This window comes from Baaleninema simplex PCC 7105, from assembly GCF_000332355.1.
Lineage (GTDB): Bacteria > Cyanobacteriota > Cyanobacteriia > Cyanobacteriales > Geitlerinemataceae > Baaleninema > Baaleninema simplex.
The window spans coordinates 160,245-178,747 of record NZ_KB235958.1 but is presented as its reverse complement, the minus strand read 5'-3'; the positions used below and the strand labels follow the sequence as shown (position 1 = coordinate 178,747).

The 18,503-nt window shown below is 53.4% G+C and carries 9 protein-coding genes; 4 read left to right on the top strand and 5 right to left on the bottom strand.

The annotated features are described in order from the left end of the window. Nucleotides 1–65: 65 nt before the first annotated feature. A complete protein-coding gene (locus GEI7105_RS28765) occupies nucleotides 66–4,727 on the top strand; it encodes an O-linked N-acetylglucosamine transferase family protein (protein ID WP_017658919.1) in 4,662 nt (1,553 codons plus the stop codon). Between the two features lie 145 nt (nucleotides 4,728–4,872). Here the strand turns inward: GEI7105_RS28765 and GEI7105_RS28760 are convergent, their stop codons facing one another. From GEI7105_RS28760 to GEI7105_RS0102545, 3 genes are all read right to left on the bottom strand, one after another. Beyond that, nucleotides 4,873–9,642, bottom strand: a complete 4,770-nt coding sequence (locus tag GEI7105_RS28760) for a PAS domain-containing protein (RefSeq protein ID WP_017658918.1) — start codon at nucleotides 9,640–9,642, stop codon at nucleotides 4,873–4,875. Nucleotides 9,643–10,517: 875 nt separating this feature from the next. Continuing rightward, a complete protein-coding gene (gene rimK, locus GEI7105_RS0102550; protein WP_026097371.1) occupies nucleotides 10,518–11,423 on the bottom strand; it encodes a 30S ribosomal protein S6--L-glutamate ligase in 906 nt (301 codons plus the stop codon). A 62-nt stretch (nucleotides 11,424–11,485) separates the two neighbouring features. Further along, on the bottom strand, nucleotides 11,486–11,947 hold the full coding sequence (locus tag GEI7105_RS0102545) for an ATP-dependent zinc protease family protein (RefSeq protein ID WP_051044169.1): 462 nt from the start codon (nucleotides 11,945–11,947) through the stop codon (nucleotides 11,486–11,488). A 142-nt stretch (nucleotides 11,948–12,089) separates the two neighbouring features. Between GEI7105_RS0102545 and GEI7105_RS0102540 the strand changes: the two genes are divergently transcribed. From GEI7105_RS0102540 to GEI7105_RS0102530, 3 genes are all read left to right on the top strand, one after another. Then, nucleotides 12,090–12,680, top strand: a complete 591-nt coding sequence (locus GEI7105_RS0102540; RefSeq protein WP_017658915.1) for a COP23 domain-containing protein — start codon at nucleotides 12,090–12,092, stop codon at nucleotides 12,678–12,680. A 292-nt stretch (nucleotides 12,681–12,972) separates the two neighbouring features. After that, nucleotides 12,973–14,439, top strand: a complete 1,467-nt coding sequence (locus tag GEI7105_RS0102535) for a leucyl aminopeptidase (RefSeq protein ID WP_017658914.1) — start codon at nucleotides 12,973–12,975, stop codon at nucleotides 14,437–14,439. A 252-nt stretch (nucleotides 14,440–14,691) separates the two neighbouring features. Beyond that, nucleotides 14,692–16,494: an ArnT family glycosyltransferase gene (locus tag GEI7105_RS0102530; RefSeq protein ID WP_017658913.1), complete on the top strand. Its 1,803-nt coding sequence runs from the start codon at nucleotides 14,692–14,694 to the stop codon at nucleotides 16,492–16,494. A 72-nt stretch (nucleotides 16,495–16,566) separates the two neighbouring features. Here the strand turns inward: GEI7105_RS0102530 and GEI7105_RS0102525 are convergent, their stop codons facing one another. Together GEI7105_RS0102525 and GEI7105_RS28755 are read right to left on the bottom strand one after the other, a co-directional pair. Further along, nucleotides 16,567–16,962: a hypothetical protein gene (locus tag GEI7105_RS0102525; RefSeq protein ID WP_144053645.1), complete on the bottom strand. Its 396-nt coding sequence runs from the start codon at nucleotides 16,960–16,962 to the stop codon at nucleotides 16,567–16,569. A gap of 248 nt (nucleotides 16,963–17,210) precedes the next feature. Then, the gene (locus GEI7105_RS28755; protein ID WP_202804414.1) at nucleotides 17,211–18,284 is read right to left on the bottom strand and encodes a heavy metal translocating P-type ATPase; all 1,074 of its coding nucleotides are present in this window, start codon (nucleotides 18,282–18,284) and stop codon (nucleotides 17,211–17,213) included. Between the last annotated feature and the right edge of the window lie 219 nt (nucleotides 18,285–18,503).

Genomic DNA, 18,503 nt, shown 5'->3' with positions numbered 1-18,503 from the left:
AAAGAGTCATCTAGCTCGATTACTTAGTGATAGGATTGTAGAAGATATTTACCCCTGCTCACCTGATGCGTTATTTTTGCACGTTTTTCGACCATCGTTATCTACCCAAAGGCTTAGCACTCTATCGCTCTTTAACTCAAAACTGCCAAGCTTTCGAGCTTTGGGTTTTATGTCTCGATCGCCTTTGTTACGAAGTTCTCAAACAACTCGCACTTCCTCACCTCAAGTTGGTTGATTTAGAAACCCTGGAACAAGCAGATAGAGGGCTTCTCCAAGCCAAACACGATCGCACTTTAGTAGAATATTACTTTACGTGCAAATCCTGTTTAGCTAAATACATTTTGAGTCAAGATTCCAAAATCGATCTGATTTCTTATGTTGATTCAGATCAGTTTTTCTTTTCCGATCTCGAACCCATTTATGAAGAAATTGGAGAGCGTTCGATCGCTGTCGTAGAACATCGATTTCCACCCAAACTCGAAGGATTAAAATTTAACGGACTTTATAATGCCGGTTGGGTGTGCTTTCGCCGAGACTCTCATGGATTAGCAGGACTGAACTGGTGGCGAGAGCGATGTTTAGAATGGTGTCACGATTATCATAAAGACGGAAAGTTTGCCGATCAAAAGTATTTAAATGAATTACCTATTCGATTTAAAAATGTCGCTATTTTACAGCATAAAGGGGCTAATTTAGCACCGTGGAATGTCGATCGATTCAATATTCAATTTAAAGACGGTCAATTTTGGGTAGACGAGCAACCTCTTGTTTTTTACCATTTTCATGGCTTCAAAGAAAAAGAACCCAATGTTTACGATCCAAATTTGAGTTTTTATCGAGTCGAAAAAAATCCTGAAGCTTTATCGTTAATTTATCAAAATTATATTCATATCCTGAACGAAACCAAGCAACAAGTGTTACCCTTTCTACCTCAAGCCTCTTTGGGGGAAAGCATCCGGTTTAAAAAAATTCCTGCCTTGACTGCAACCGTTTCGACTTCTGACACTCGAGCTATGGAACAAAAGACAGAAAACCTACCTCTCTCTCAGTTAATCCCCCAAGCCACTCAACTCCTCCAAACCTGCCAACACAACCCCCTCAACAGCGACGCCCTCGACCAACTCCGTCGCATCCGAACCGCCGTCGCCCAACACCTCCTCAACCTCCCCACCGACCAACTCCACCCCCAACTCACCGGACAACTCGGCCAAACCTACAAACAACTGTGGCAGAGTTCCCTTAAAAACGAACCCCTCACCGACACCGACCGCACCACCATCGCCCAACTGTCCCAAAAACTCAGCCAGGGACTCGGCGCACCCCAAGCCATCCAAGCCTTTTTCGCCGCCGCCCTCTACGGCTACCCCCACCAGTTCGACATCCAATATCAAAACGCCCCCATCCCCAGTTGGATGACCGGAACCTACCTCAACTTCATGTTCGAGTCGCCCCGTCTGTTCAAAGACGTGGGCGAAGTAGACGCCTATCACCAATACCTCACCCACTGGACGACCTACCTCCACAACAAAATCCTCAGCAACCCCGACAACCCCACCTGGAAAACCGTTACCCAGGCGTTCGCTAACCTAGCTAACCTCACCCCCCTCTGCTTCAGCCAGCGCGACCAACGGGACATCCAACAAAAACGCGCTGCCATCCTCGAACGATACCTCGAACAGGCCGGTTCCCAACTGGACTACCAGTTCCCACCCCGTCCCCAAAACCGCTCTCTTGGTGCGCGTTCCCTAGCGCCGGAAACCGGCGCGGGGTCGCACCGCAAGCTCCGTTTCGGCGTCCTCTGTCTCAACTACCTCCCCACCGCCGAAACCTTCACCACTATTCCCGCTTTCGAGCATCTCGACCGAAACCGCTTCGAGGTGTACCTCTACAGCCTACAAACCACCGGACACCCCCACGAACAATACTGTCGAGAACGGGCCGATAAATTCACCACCCTCCCGGCGAATAACCTCCCCAACATGGTGAACGCCGTCCGCAGCGACGACCTGGACGTACTCCTGATTGGAACGAATATCACCGCCCGGTCTTACCCCCTCACGCTGCTGTCCCTGCACCGCCTCGCCCGCATCCAAACCACCGGACTCTCCGCCCCCACCACCACCGGAATGCGGAATCTGGATGTCTATATCGGCGGTTCCCTCACCGCCACCGACCCCAGCCATTACAGCGAGAAACTCGTCACCGTGGAGGGTTCCGGACTCTGTTTCCAATTTCCCCCGGATACCGATACCCCCACGGTCAACCTCGACCGCTCCACCTGGGGACTTCCCGAAGGTACCATCGTGTTTATGTCCGGGGCGAACTTCCGCAAAGTTAACCCGGAACTGCGGGAAACCTGGGCGAAACTCCTGGCTGCGGTTCCCAACTCCATCCTCGCCATCTACCCCTTCGGTCCCAACTGGGGACGGCATCCCCAGCTCGAAATGCCCTTCTTCAAACAGATGCAAGGGGCATTTCGTAAGTACGGCGTCGATTTGAAACGGCTCCTCCTCATCAAAACCCTGCCCAATCGAGCCGATATTCGCCAAGCTCTCCAACAGGCGGATGTCTATCTCGACTCCTTCCCCTACTCCGGTGCCGCCTCTGTCCTCGACCCCCTGCGGGTGGGACTGCCCATCGTGGCGATGGAAGGCTCAGAACTGCGATTCCGTCAGTCCGCCGCCTTGCTGCGAGAGCTGCAAATCCCCGACCTCATCGCCGACAGCGAAGACGGGTACGTTCAACTGGCGACTAAACTGGCGACGGATGCTAACTTCCGCCTCGCTAAACGGCAACAAATTCAACAGGGAATGCAGCAAACGCCGCCGTTCCTCGACAGTAAGGCGTTCGGGGCGAAATTTGCCAGCCTCCTCGAACGATTGGTGAACGAAGGGGTCTCGCAACCCACGCCGTCTCAACCGGACGAACACCCCACCAGCCAAGTGTTTATCAACCGCACTATCGGCTGCTGCAATATCTATTACATCGACCCCAGCGAACAGTCCATTATCGACGAACTGCACCAACTGCGGCGACAATTGGTCGAATATTGGATGACGCTACCGACGGAGCAACTGGAATCAGCCTATACTGGCGAAATCGGCAAAGCCTTCCAAGCCATTCTGAAAAGCGATTTCCAGAAAGAACCCCTCAGCGAGGCTGATACCCAGTACCGCCAAGACCTGACGGAATTGGGGGCGGGATTGACGAAACCCAAGGCGCTCAATGCGTTGATGGGGGCGATGCTGTTCTATCCCGCCGACGAGATGAAAGTCCGAGACGCGCGAAACCGCCTCCCGGCGTGGTTGGTGGCGGATTACGAAGCGGTGTTTGAAACGGAACCTCAAGCCACCGAACCGGTTCCTCCTGCGCCGACGCCGCCGCCACAACCCCAAACGGACCTCACCGCCTTTCTCAACCGGATTGTCGGCTGTGTCAATCTGTACGACATCGACTCCTCGGATACGGCGAACGCGACGGAACTGCGGAAACTGCGGTATCAACTTTGTCAGTTGTTGATGGCGCATCCGACGGAACAGTTGGAAACGCTCTATGCTTCGGAGGTGGGGAACGCTTATCAGGCTTTGCTGCGAAGTGGATTCCAGAAAGAGCCGATTAGCGAACCGGAAAACCAACTCAAGCAACAGTTGGCGCAGGTGTGGAAGTCGGGACAGCCGAAAGCTCTCAATGCGATTTTGGGGCTGTTCCTCTTTTTCCCGCCGGGAACGATGAAGGTGCAAAACGCTCAAACGCGACTTCCGGCGTGGCTGTACGGGGATTATGCGGCGGTGTTCGAGTCGGTTCTTACCCCGGAGGCGGCGACGGCGACGGTGACGACGCCAGCGGCGGAGATTCCGACGGAGATTCCCGACGATCCTGTTAACAGTCCTAAGTTCCTCAATCGCCTGTTGGGAACGGTCAATCTCTATCAAATCGACCCTTCCGACCAGTCGATTATCGCGCAGTTGCACCAGATTCGCCGGAAGTTCGCGGAACATTGGATGACGGTTCCAGATGGGGACTTGGAAACGGTCTATAAAGGAGATCTCGGTCGCGGCTATCGAATTTTACTCGGAAGCGGCTTTCAGAAGGAACCTCTCAGCCAGGCGGATATGCAGTACCGTCAGGAGTTGACGCAGTTAGGGATGGGTTTGGATAAACCGCAGTCTCTCAATGCGTTGATGGGGGCGATGTTGTTCTATCCTCCGGACCAGATGAAGGTTCGGGACGCTCGGAGTCGGCTTCCGGAGTGGTTGATTGCGGATTATGAGAAGGTGTTTGAAGGCGCTGTGACGGTGGCGGGGACGGAGGCGCAACCGCCGAGTCCGGAGTTTCTCAAGCGGCTTTCGACTTTTCTGAATTTGTTCCAAATTGACGCTAACGATGCTAACGCGATCGCCCAACTGCGCCAACTACGGCAATTGTTGGCTCAGTATTGGCTGAGCTTGCCTCCCGAACAACTGGAAGCGGCTTATGGTGGGGCAATGGGTGAAGCTCAGCGAAACCTTGTGGGGAGTGGCTTGCAGCGTTTACCCCGCACGGAGGCGGAGCAGTCGTTATTCGGTCAGTTGAAAGCAGAATTGGCTCATGGAATGAGCCGTCCGAAATCTCTCAACTGCTTCTTGGCGGCGATGTTGTATTGTCGTCGCGACCAGTTGAGTTTTGCCAACGCTCAAGCGACGTTACCGGGGTGGTTGATGGCGGATTACCAGCGGTTTTTCGGGTAGTGTTTGGGGGGATTCACCACAGAGACACAGAGAACACAGAGGTTTGACTGCGGCGAGATCCCCGGCATCTCCAAGATGCCGGGGATCTGGAGAGATGCCGGGGATTTGAACGAGAGCGCCAGGTGGGGAGGCGTCGCGCTCTCGTTCAATCCATCGATCGCACGATCGCAATTCGACAATTTGTCCCGTTTGCCACTTCGCATTCAAAAGTAGCATCGAGTTGATCGACCAGAATATTAACTAGCTTCAACCCCATCGATTTCGGGCGTCCTTGCAAGTATTCCTTGGGAATTCCCACGCCGTTGTCGCAAACGGCCACTTCAACGGTCGTGTTATCCCGTTCCCGCAACGTGACCCAAATCTCGCCGCCGTTTCCGTCGGGAAATGCGTGTTCGATCGCATTTGAGAGGAGTTCGTTGACGATTAAACCGCAGGGAATCGCCGTTTCGATACTCAATTCGATCGCCTCGGCTTCGATACGAACCTCGATCGGTTGTCGATGCAGCTCGAACAAATCCGACAAATGCCCGATCGCACTTCTCAAATAGTTTGAAAAATCGATTTTCGAGAGAGATTCCGACCGATACAAATGCTCGTGAATCAACGCCATCGTCCGCAGGCGACTTTGACTTTCGAGCAACAGCGATTTCATCCGTTTATCCCCGACCTGACGCGCCTGCATCGCCAGCAAACTGTGAACCACGTTGAGATTGTTTTTGACCCGATGGTGAATCTCCCGCAATAGCACTTCCTTTTCCTGCAACGACGCCTGAATTCGCGCCTCGTAATTGTGGCGTTCGGTAATGTCCTCCGCCAGTCCCGCAATTCGATAAGGTCGATCGGTACGATCGCGAATCAAAAACGCCGTATCCCGTATCCAACGAATCTCGTTCTCCCCGCGCAAGATACGATATTCGATGTTGTACGCCCCTCGTCCCTCAAAAAACACTTTCCACGCCGACGCGACACCATCGCGATCGCTCGGATGAATCGGATCGAGCCACGACAGCGAGCGATCGTACAGTCGCTCTCGCGAAATCCCCCAAATTTGCTCGTAAGCCGGACTGACGTAAAGAACCTCGTGAGTTTCGAGGTCAGTTAAATAAAACACCTCCTCAATATGTTCGGTGAGTTGGCGGAACTTCTCCTCGCTGCTGCGGAGTTCCGTCTCGGCCCGTTTCGCCGCCGTCACGTCCCGAACGATTTTCAACAGCGTAACGACCTCAGAAGTCCCATCGAACTCGGGAATCACGCGAATCTCATACCAGCGATCGTCTTCGGAAAAATACTCCTCCACCTTTACCGCTTCCCCCGTCTCGAGAACCTGGCGCATCGCCGCCTCGCAGGTGTCGGCGTACTCCGTCGAAACTCCCGTTTCCGCCAAAGTTCGACCGACAAGTTTCGTGGGCTCGTCCGTTCTCGGGGGAATCGTGGCGTTCGTATAGCGATAGCGCAACTGGCGATCGAACCGACTGATAATATCCGGCGTGTTAGCCAGCAAGCGGCGAAACTCCGATTCCTGTCGCTCCAACGCTTCCCGAGACGCCTGGAGTTCCCGAGTTCTCTCCTCAACTCGATCCTCGAGTTCGTGGTTGAGCCGCTCGAATTCCCATTCCGCCGCCTTACGATCGCTAATATCGTTGAGCGTTCCAAACAGTTTCACCGTTCCCCGCTGACCGTCCCGCAGTTCCCGCAACCACACCTCGAGCCAGCGTATCTCGCGCGATCGCGTCACCAAGCGTATTTCAACAATTCTCTCGTCTCCCCCGTCGCTAAAAACCGCCTGTCGAAGTGCCTCGAACGGTTCGCGATCGTCCGGGTGCAAAAACGCCTCGAGCGGTCGTCCCAAACTGTCCGCGATCGCGAACCCAAACAGCCGTGTCCACGCCGCATTCAAAAACGTCAACCGTCCCCGATCGTCCGTTTGAAAGATCGCCTCTTGAATATTGTCCGTCACGAAGCGATAGTGCGCTTCGCGGTCTTCCACCGCCTGTTGCGCCGCCTTGAGTTCGGTAATGTCCGTCACCACCGAACTGACCGCAAGCTTTCCGTCAGGGAGTTCCAGGGGATTATAACTGATTAACCACGTCCGCAGACGCTGGGGATCGGCCGGCGTGATACCGCCAACTTCGAGATTGCGAATCGGCTCTCGAGTGGCGAGAACTCGTTGGTAAAGCTGCTCTAACTCCTCAGCCAGTTCCGGCAAAATCTCGCGAACCGTCTTCCCAATATGGTCTCGAGCCGTAAGTCCGTTTATCTCCGCCAGGATATCGTTAATTTTGAGAAACACTAAGTTTTCATCGACCAAAGCCAACCCCACAGGTAACGTACTGTAGAGATAGCTCAACTCGGCGTTTTTTCGCGCGATTTCCTCCTGCGCGTGTTTGAGAGGGTTTACGTCTACGAGACTCAACACTAACCCGTCGAAACTGCCATCTCGTCGGCGAAAAGGATTGACCCGCAGCAAAAACCAGCTTTGGGTTTCGCGATTGTAGACTTCCTGAGAAAATTCACCGCCGTTGTCCGTCACTTCAGTTAGGCGATCGAGTAAATCGGGAACGTCGAGGTTGTTTGAAAAATGTTGGAGAGGACGCCCGATATCGCTCTCGACTAAGGGAACGGCGTTCGTCACGGCGGGGGTAAACTTGCGAACTCGCAGGGTGCGATCGACGAAAATTACGCCAATTTGGGTACTGTCGATAAAATTATTCGTATCTTCGTTGAGAGCCGCTAACTCGCGAATTTTCGACTGATATTCGGCGTTGAGGGTGTGGAGTTCTTCGTTAACCGACTGAAGTTCCTCGTTCGTACTTTGCAGTTCCTCGTTCGAGGCTAAAAGTTCTTCGTTCGTCGCCTGTTGTTCTTCGTTGCTGACTTCGAGTTCTTCGATCGTCTGTTGCAGGTTTTCGCGAATGTTTTGAAGCTCGGTTTCCAATTCCAAAACTCGCTGGGCAGCTTCCGCATCCGTCTCGAATTCCAACGCCTTGGGACGTCCGATCTCCGGCGAACCGTCGGCTGAGATCGAAATCGCAAAACATTCCTCTACCGGAGAGTTTGCCGGACAATAGGCGGCGTTGAGGTTGAGGTTAACGACCGTCTCTCCCTCCTGTTGCCAGCGAATTCCCCGATAGCGCACGGTTTTCTGTTCTCGCCGGGCCCGTTGCAAGGCGGCTTTGAGGGGCAGGTGCAACGCTTGAGGCAGCATTGTATCGATTTTGAAGGCCCCTTTCGGAACCTGTAACAGTTGGAGTCCGTCGCCGAAAACGTGTAACAGGCGATCGCCGCTACCGACAACGAAACAGGTCGCATTGCGATCGGCTACGAGGGTTTCAAACGCCGCTTGTAAAATCGGATCGAACCGAGGTGTTTTCATTTCGGCAGGGGGTCGGTGGAGGGCGCGATGCTGCAGGGGTTCGAGGTTGCGAGGCGACAGGTTCAAGCGCACGTCGCGACGTTTGCGAAACAGTTTCGTTGCCGAATCGAGGCTCTCGAATTCCCCATCGAGATTCCCGAGGGTTTCAGAACTTCCCAAAAAGAGAACGCCCTGGTGTACTAAGGAGAAGTGCAGGGTTCTCAACACCTGTTGTTGCAGGTGAGGCTGCATATAAATCAGCACGTTGCGACAGCTCACCACATGCATTCTGGAGAATCCCACGTTTTTAATCAGGTTGTGGGGAGAAAAAACCAGTAAGTCCCGCAGTTCCCGGCGAACTTGAAGCTGACCGTCTCGAACGGTGAAATAGCGATCGAGCCGTTCGGGAGAGATGCGATCGGCGAGGGTTTCCGGGTAAATACCGAGGGAGGCTCGTTCGAGGGCGATCGCGTCGATGTCCGTCGCGAAAATCTTCACGTCCAGGCGTCGGTTCGCCCGCCGTCGCGCCTCGTCGAGAACCATTGCCATCGAATAGGCTTCTTCTCCCGTCGCACAGGCGGTTACCCAAGCCCGTAGCTGCTGCCCTCGAGTGAGACGCTCCAGCAAGGGAGGTAACACCTTTGTTTCGAGAACTTGCCAAGTTTCGACATCGCGAAAGAAACTGGTGACGCTGACGAGGAGATCCCGCCGCAGTCGCTGGCGCTCAGTTGGAGAGTTCTTGAGATAGTCGAGATATGCTCGGATATCGCTGCAATCGCTCAGTAACAATCGACGTTGAATGCGGCGGGTGAGCGTTCCCGTTTTGTAGTGAGAAAAATCGAGGCTATCGTCCTCTGAAAGAGACTCGATAATGTCGTCGAGGGGAAGCGAGAGATCGTCCGAGAGATTGCTGCACCAGGATTCTGTTGAAGAACGTAGAGGTGAGTTGTTTTGCTGGAGCGATCGCACCAGGGTTCGCGCCAGTTCTTCGGGAGACAACACCAGATCGACGACACCACTGTCGATCGCACTTTCGGGCATTCCCGAAAACTCTGCCGATGCGGGAGATTGGGCAAAGGTCAACCCGCCAGCTTCCCGAATGGCTTGTAAGCCCAAGGTTCCATCGCTACCAGTTCCCGAAAGAACGATCCCGATCGCCCGAGCGCCCATATCGTTAGCCAAACTGCCGAAAAAGCGATCGATAGGGAAGTCGAGACCCGACGTTTCTAACTGAGGCTCGAATAGATAAAGCCGTTGCTGGCGAGCCACGAGCCTCGCCCTCGGGGGAATGACGTAGATTGTATTCGGTTCGATGGCTAATCCGTCGCGAACGACTCGCACCGCAAGCTGAGTTTGATTTTGAATCAGAAGGGGTAAGGCACTCTCGAAGTTAGCCGCCAGGTGTTGCACGACGACGAACGCCAGCTCGGAATCGGGGGGGACGTTCTTGAAAAAGGCTCCGAGGGCGCTGAGTCCTCCGGCAGAAGCTCCGATGCCGACGACTGCAAATCGATCTCCAGGTGAAGACGACGCATCGAACGGCAGGGAATGGGAAGAAGACATCAAGAAATTTTGGACGAGATCGAACGGTTCGCGTCCCAGTTCTGGGTCGTGAGAACCTCAACAAGACGCGACCGATTAGTGGGTAAGGTTTATCCTCTTTTTAACATAAAAAAGTTTGGTTAGCTAATAAGTTTTTATGTTTTTATATCGTTGTATTTATTAATATTCGTAGAATTGGTCATCAAAAAAAAACATTATAAGTCTGATATCGTACAGACAAAATCAAGCTTAAATGCAGCACCATAACTAACGATCTCAAAACAAAGCTCTCTCTTGCGAGTTTCGATAACGTACTGATACGATCGCGTTTTCACACTTCGGCGTGAAAATTTGAATTGATACCATTTTTCGTTAAACTTGTTAGAGATAGTCCGCAAGTTTATTTGTCACATAAGTTGAGTTTCTTCGCCTCAACTCAACAGTCGTAAGTGTAGGTACTTTTTATTAGATTTCCTCGATCGAACCAACCTACAACCATTTATAGCAATTTTAATTCATTTGTGGCAACTAACAGAAGTGAAACTCCAGACTAAAGGTCGGATGGTCTCCTCAGATCCTCGACACCCACAAGATGCTGAGGATCTCACACAGCCATTGACCGATAGGGGATTTTGCCACGAATTATTTAATATTGCCATATAGCAAAGTTTATAAAAAAATGATACGATGCGGAATCCGAATTTCAAACGTAGTTTTATCAAACATGGCAAGCCCTTCTCTGTGTCCTCTGTGCCTCTGTGGTGAAGACAATAATTCAAACGAACAAACGCGATCGCAACAGTACGAATGAAGCTAAACATTAGCCCTCCAGCATCATCGAGAAACGAGAGGGCTTAGTTACCATTTCGATCGCCTGAGTTCGATTCTCTTATAACTTAGTAAGGAATGCGATCGCGCGGCGCACTCGAACCCGCTTTTTTCTCGAGAAACTCGATAATTTTCCCCGCAACATCGACCCCAGTGGCAGCTTCGATCCCTTCCAACCCCGGAGACGAATTGACCTCCATCACCACCGGGCCGTGATTGGCGCGAAGCAAATCGACACCCGCGATTTTTAAGCCCATCGATTTAGCCGCCCGCACAGCCGTCGATCGCTCCTCCGGGGTAAGTTTGATTTTTTCAGCTTTTCCGCCCCGGTGAATGTTCGATCGAAACTCACCAGGAGCGCCCTGACGTTTCATCGAAGCAATCACTTTATCGTTGACCACAAAACAGCGTAAATCGGCTCCCTTCGCTTCCTTAATAAACTCCTGCACCAAAATATTAGCGTCCAAGCCACGAAACGCTTCGATAACCGACTTGGCAGCTTGATGGGTTTCCGCGAGAACCACCCCGATGCCTTGTGTCCCTTCGAGAAGTTTGATCACCAACGGCGCACCCCCAACAATCCCGATCGCCCCCTCAATATCTTGCGTCGAGTGAATGAAGCCCGTCACCGGCAAACCGATGCCTTCGCGGGCGAGAATTTGCAAACAGCGCAGCTTGTCGCGCGATCGCGAAATCGCCTGGGACTCGTTAGCAGTAAACACCCCCATCATCTCGAACTGTCGCACCACCGCCGTTCCGTAAAACGTATGAGATGCCCCAATACGAGGAATCACCGCCTCGAAATTTTCTAACGGTTTACCCTGATACATTATTGACGGGCGATGAGAGGTGATATTCATATAGCACCGCAAATGATCGACCACCTTCATGTCGTGGCCCCGTTTCTCTCCAGCTTCTTTTAAGCGTTTGGTCGAATACAGGGAGGAATTTTGAGATAAAATCGCAATTTTCATAGAAAAAAACTCGATATAATCCTTGGATGCGTTTTCGTGCTTCCACACGAGCATTTTTCGCCTTATTCGTGGGCGTGGGATTTATGGGCTTGAGCGTGATGCGCCGCCTCTTCGTCCCGACTGAGGAGATAGGACTGACCCGGATCGACGAGAAACCGTCCGCGCACCGCTTGACGTCCTAACAGCATCCGAAACCCCATCACGTCGCGGTTGGTGAGAGTCAGTTCGATCTCCCACCGTCGTCCTGCAAGTTCGACAGACGTTAGGACGACATACCGTAATTCTGCCTTCCCTCCAGAGTTGCGAACCTCGCGACGGTCTAAAACCTCAGCGCAGGCGATCGCCGTACTTTTCGTATCCCGTTGAATGGGATGGACTTGAAAACGGACTTTTTGCGTTCCGTTTTCTGTAAACGGTTCGATATCGAAAGCATGAAGTGCCGACGATCGCGCCCCCGTATCGATTTTCGCTTTAATGGCAGGAATCCCGAACTCTGGCAGTGCGACCCACTCCCGCCAACCCATCGTTTCGTTTGGTACTGTCACCGGATGCCAACTCCCTGTTTCTCCCAATCCCTGGCGTGGGTTCCAATGGCTCGATCGGCACTTTTTCGATCTCCTGCGGTCTTGAATAACAGGCCGCCCTAAGATCTTAACGCGCTCTCGCATGAGAACGACAGCTCTCGGCTTCGTCTTCGCGACGATCGCCGCACTCGTCACCGCTACGCCCCGTCCTGTGTTCAGTCAGTCTGCTGAAGCGGCCGAAGCCCTTCAGTTTGTCTGCAATGCCAGCGATAGCGTACCGATCCTAGAAGCGGTCACCGAGCGAGGTGTGTTACCGCTAGTCCGATGGGAGCGCGATCGGGCAACAGCAGCAGGCGTCACTCCAGACGTTACCTTAGATATTACGGGATTTCGCGAATGTCGAGAGGCCGCAGAGCAATTAGAACTCGCCGCTCGTCACGGCACGCTCGATTATTTAACCCTAGGTCGCGTTGACGGTCAACTGGCAATTTGTTCGGTGAGCGATCGCCGGTCTGGGTGCAATCGTATCAATCGCGTCGTCGTCATCGGCCAAATGGGACGCAACGCTCAAACGGTTATGTCCCAACTGTTCGAGTTAGACTTCATCCCACCTCAATCTCAATGCGACATCGACGAGGCCGTTTACGTGGACGTGAACCAATATCTCGATCGCGACCCCGAGACGCCGCTTTCCTGTCAATGTTACTGCGGGTTCTGCGTCTGTCCGAGGTAGAGCTGGGATGATGGGATGATGGGAAATTCTCTCCTTATCTCCTCATCTTCCGGTTGGGGGCGGTGCGTGACGCGGTAACGTACCATTGACCTGACTTCGGCCACCTTTTCCGGCCGCGTCACACACCCTACGATTCTTCCCGGTTCCCGGTTCCCGGTTCCCCGTCTTCACTGGTGACTGGTGACTGATGACTGGTGACTGGAACACTGTTCCCTGTCAACGGATCGATTATTCCCGAGCCGAAAACCATTTAACATAAAATATTGCAACGTCGTAGAAGTGAGACTGTTTTATGAAATTCAACGCGATCGCAACGGCACTGTTAGATTGGTCGGGTGACGCTTTAGCGATCGGATTGCCCGAAAATGCCGTGGAATTAACTGGCGAATTGGCGCAACTGGACGAAAAACTGGCTGGAACCCTCAAAGAACTCATTGAAGAAACGGAATTTGACGGCAAGCGAGATAACAGTGCCGTCACTCGCGTTGGTGGGGGCAGTACTGTCCGTAAAGTGATTTTGGTGGGACTGGGTAAAGCCGACCATCTCGACGATTGGCGGCGGTGCGCGGCGATGATGGGACGTTTGGCGAAACAGGAAAAATGTAAAACCCTCGGCGTCAGCGTGCCGCAGTGGAATAACGACCCCGCTTCGACGGTTCGATCCCTCGTCGAAGGTATCGAGTTGGCACTTCACCAAGACACGCGCTTCAAATCCGAAACAGATGACAAAGGTGCGATCGTCGAAACTGTCGATTTACTGGAACTGGACGGACAGGACGAGGCGGTTGACAAATCGCTCAAAATATGCTCTGGCGTTCTATTGGCGCGGGAGTTGGTGGCCGCCCCGGCTAACGTGGTCAACCCGATTACCCTGGCCGAAACCGCCCAGGCTATGGCGAACGAGTATGGCTTAGAGTTAGAAATTCTCGAAAAAGAAGACTGCGAAAAACTGGGAATGGGGGCGTTTCTCGGCGTCGCCCAAGCCTCAGCTTTACCGCCGAAATTCGTCCATTTAGCCTACAAGCCCGAAGGCACGCCCCGTAAAAAACTGGCGATCGTCGGGAAGGGTTTGACCTTCGACTCGGGCGGCCTCAACCTGAAAACCGGGGGCAGCGGCATCGAAACCATGAAAATCGATATGGGCGGAGCCGGGGCGACCTTCGGTGCAGCCAAAGCGATCGCGCAACTGAAACCGGACGTAGAAGTTCACTTCATTTCCGCCGTCACGGAAAACATGATTAGCGGTCACGCCATGCGTCCCGGCGACATCCTCACCGCGTCCAACGGTAAAACCATTGAAGTGAACAACACCGACGCGGAAGGCCGCCTCACCCTCGCCGATGCCTTAGTGTTTGCCGACAAACTCGGCGTCGATGCGATCGTGGACTTAGCCACTCTGACGGGGGCTTGCGTAGTCGCGTTGGGCAATACCATCGCTGGATTGTGGAGTCCCGACGACGAGGTGGCGAACGGGTTGATGGCAGCCTCGGATGTAGCCGGTGAAAAACTCTGGCGTATGCCCCTCGAAGAACCCTATTTCGAGTTGATGAAATCCCTCCATGCAGATATGAAAAACGCGGGAAGCCGCGCGGGAGGAGCGATTACGGCAGCCTTATTCCTCAAGCAGTTCGTCGAAAAAACGCCCTGGGCGCACTTAGACATCGCCGCCCCCGTTTGGGCAGATAAAGACAACGGCTACGACAGTGCTGGGGCGACGGGCTTCGGCGTGCGAACTCTGGTGAATTGGGCGATGATGTGACGACCGGATGGGGAGATGATATGACGACCGGATGAGGTGAAATTCTCTCCTCGTCTCTTCACCTCCTCATCTCCTTACCTTTCGGTTGGGGGCGGTGCGTGACGCGGTAATACAACATTGACCTGACTGCGGCAACATTTTCTAGCCGCGTCACGGCACCCTACGAATCTCCCCCTCTCCCCTTCTCCCCCTCTCCCCCTCTCCCCCTCTCCCCTTCTCCCCCTCTCCCCCTCTCCCCCTCTCCCCTTTTCTATGAACTCGAACTTACGCAACCGGACTTCGTTGTGGTTGACTTCGCCGGAAAAGTTTCCGACGTTGGTGTGGAGTACGTCGGTGTTGGTGGTGGCGATCGCTGCGATTTTGGCGTTTCTCTACCAACTCGGCAGTACCAATCTCATCGACGAAACGGAACCCTTGTTTGCCGAGGCTGCCCGTCAGATGACGGTGACGGGAGATTGGATTACCCCCTATTTCAACGGCGAACCCCGGTTCGATAAGCCGCCGCTGGTGTATTGGCTGATGGCGGTGGGATATTTGGCCTTGGGGACGAACGAGTGGGCGGCGAGGCTCCCCTCGGCGTTGTCGGCGATCGCACTGATGGCGGTGACGTTCGTAACCCTTTGGCGTTTCGTTCCCCCCGCGAAACTGACGGGACGGGGGGCGTTGATGCCTTGGGGGGCGGCCACGCTGGCGGCGGTGGCGATCGCCTTTAACCCGCAAACGCTAGTGTGGGGACGCACGGGCGTCTCGGATATGCTGCTGTGTGCTTGTATGGGATCGTCGCTGTTGGCATTCTTCTGGGGCTACGCCAGCGAGGGGAAAACGTCAACTCGGGCGTATTTAGCCTTTTTCGCCTTGATGGGTTTGGCGGTGTTGACGAAAGGCCCGGTGGGGTTCGTCCTCCCGGTCTTTATCGTGGGGGCGTTTTTGCTGTACGCGGGACAGTTGAAAGCGGTATTGCGAGAAATGCGCCCGGTGCGCGGAATGCTGCTGTTTTTAGCGATCGCGGTTCCCTGGTACGTCTTGGTGATGGCGACCAACGGAGAAAGCTATATCGAAAGTTTCTTCGGCTATCACAATTTCGAGCGGTTTACGCGGGTGGTGAACCATCACAGCGCCCCTTGGTATTTCTATTTTTTGGTAGTTTTGGTGGGGTTCGCACCCTGGTCGGTCTATCTTCCGGCGGCGATCGCTCGTTTGCAGGTGCTACCGCGCCGAGCCTGGCGAAATCTCCCTCGCTCTCAACAGTTGGGAGGGTTTGCCCTATTTTGGTTTGCGGGGGTGTTCGTGTTTTTTACAGCGGCGGTGACGAAACTTCCGAGTTATGTTTTACCCCTGATTCCGGCGGCGGCGATTTTGGTGGCGTTGCTGCTGGCGGAGGAAACTTTGGGTCGTCCTCGGTTGCGGCGAGGTTGGCTGTCGGTGAGTCACTGGCTGAGTTTTGGGATTTGGTTGGTGTTGGCGGTGGCGATCGCCACGGTTCCCTTTTGGATTGGGAAAGATCCCGTCGTGGACGACATCGATGAGGAAATTTGGAAATCGGGATTAACCTTGGTGGGATCGGGGGTCGCCGTGGCGATCGCGATGGCGATCGAGGGCGTGGTAGTCAGCGATCGCCGCCGTTGGATGTCGGGGGTTCATGTCGTCAGTTTTGCGGTGTTTTTGCTGGTGATGGTACATCCGACGTTTCAGTTGCTCGATCGCCTGCGCCAAGAGCCGTTACGGGATTTAGCCGATACGGTTAACGCGGAACGGGTTCCGAGTGAGGAACTCATCGCCATTGGCTTTAAAAAACCGTCCCTGGCGTTTTACACGCAGCAACCCGTCACGTATCTATCTCGGCCGTCTTTGGGGCGGGAATATTTGCGAGAACGGGTACAGAACCACCCCGAATCTCCGTCGACGTTGGCGATCGTGGATAAAAAGCGCTTGCGGAAGTTGGGTTTGCGAGACGAACAGTTCGATCGCTTGGATACAGAACGACGCTATCGACTGGTTCGGATTTATCACGATCGCCTCGATAAGTTTACTCACAAGGATAACGATATCGATTGAGTCGCGCGATCTCGATTCGGTTCGGGGCGAGCGATCGGGTTGACTCGATCGCTCGCCTTCGGGATTATGTCGCTAGTTGGAATTGGCGTCGCGAGTCTGGCCGGTAACGTCGCGCAGTTGTTCGAGCGTACTCTGCATTTCTGCCATCATGCGGTTGTGATGCTCCATCATCATCGGACGTACTTCTTGCATTTGTTCTGGGGTCAACGTAGACATCAGTTCGTGCATTTGACTCATCAAGTCCAGCATTTCTCCTGACATTTGCATCGGCATCCCTTGATGGGACATTTGCCCGCCTTCCATCATCTGACCGGACTCCATCATTGAATTCGGTTCTCTTTGAGCGATCGCGGACTCTTGGAACGCTGTCGAACTCACAACGGGTTTGGCGATCGCGCTGAGAGTTCCGAGCGTCGCAAACGTCATTAAGGCAGCGATCGATTTTTGATACTTTGGGTATACGTTCATATCGTATTTCTCTTCAACGAACAGTTTCAATTCTCAAGATACCGATCGATTATGAAATGAGAGTGAATAGGGAACTCTAACCTTAGAAAAGAGAACTCAGAATCTCATAAAAACCATCTACGGAGTTACTGATTTTCAACCGATATACTCGAGAATTGTAGATTGTAAAGCAAAAAATCAGACTGCTTGCTTTGACTGGCGGTATCCACTCGAGCTGTACCGTAAAACTGACCCGTCCGGAACAGTTTCTAAGCTAACTTTGCCCGACGTAACATAACGGCATTAATCGCCACGATGACCGTCGAAAGACTCATCAGCAACGCTCCCATTGCTGGAGAGAGAACGATTCCCCAGGGTTGAAGGACTCCAGCCGCAAGGGGAATCGCAATGACGTTATAGCCCGTCGCCCAGAAAAGATTTTGAATCATCTTTCCGTAGGTTTTTTTCGCCAAATTCAACGCTTTGACGGCATCTAACGGATCGTCTTCGACCAACACCAAATCGGCCGATTCGATCGCGACGTTGGTTCCCGCCCCGATCGCCAAGCCCATATTGGCTTCGAGTAACGCGGCTGCATCGTTGATCCCGTCTCCGACGAATCCCGTGGGAGCTTCTCGTTTCAATTCTTTAATGCGGTTGACCTTGTCTTCAGGAAGGACGCGAGCGTAATAGCGATCGATGCCTAAATCTTCAGCCACCGACCGAGCGACCGCCTCCGCATCGCCAGTAATCATCACCGCTTGAAGGTTCATCTCGTGCAAGCGATCGATCGTAATCCGGGCGCGTTCTCGTACCTGGTCTGCCATTGAAATCACGGCGATCGGGCGATCGAAAGTCATGAGAACCACAGCACTTTCGCCCCGCTTGTCCGCTCGATCTAACGCCTGTTGGAGTCGATCTGAGAGCGAGAGATCTCGTTCCTGCACCCATTCCGGGCGACCGACTCGATAGGTCTGTCCGTCGATTTTACCTTCGACTCCCTGTCCCGTCACCGTTTGGAAATCTGCCATTTCGGGAAGGTCGAGCTGACGCTGACGAGCGGCCTCGACGATGGCTCGAGCGAGGGGATGTTCTGAAGCGTTTTCTAAGGCGGCGGCGATCGCCAACGCTCGATCTTCGTCCGTTTCGTCTACTGCAACATTTTGAACCCCAAACTTGCCCTGAGTCAGCGTCCCTGTCTTATCAAACGCCATAATTTCGATATTTTTAGCTCGTTCTAAGGAGTCGCGGTTGCGGACTAAAATGCCGTTGCGAGCTGCCAGTCCCGTCGAGTTGGCAATGACGAGGGGAATGGCGAGACCCAACGCGTGGGGACAGGTAATGACTAACGGGACTTAAACGGTAAAAAAGGTAAAATAAAAGCAAAACCCTTGACTGACAAGGATTTAAGGTGGAGAGTGTCCCCATGAGAGAGACCACCCCAGCCGCTATGCCACCCTGCTTTGAGAAGTGGTGCAAGCGTTTCGACCCCGACTTCAAAACCCAAGCACAAAAAAAAGGGGTTTGACACTATTTGGGAGGATTACTCGGGGAAAGCCAGC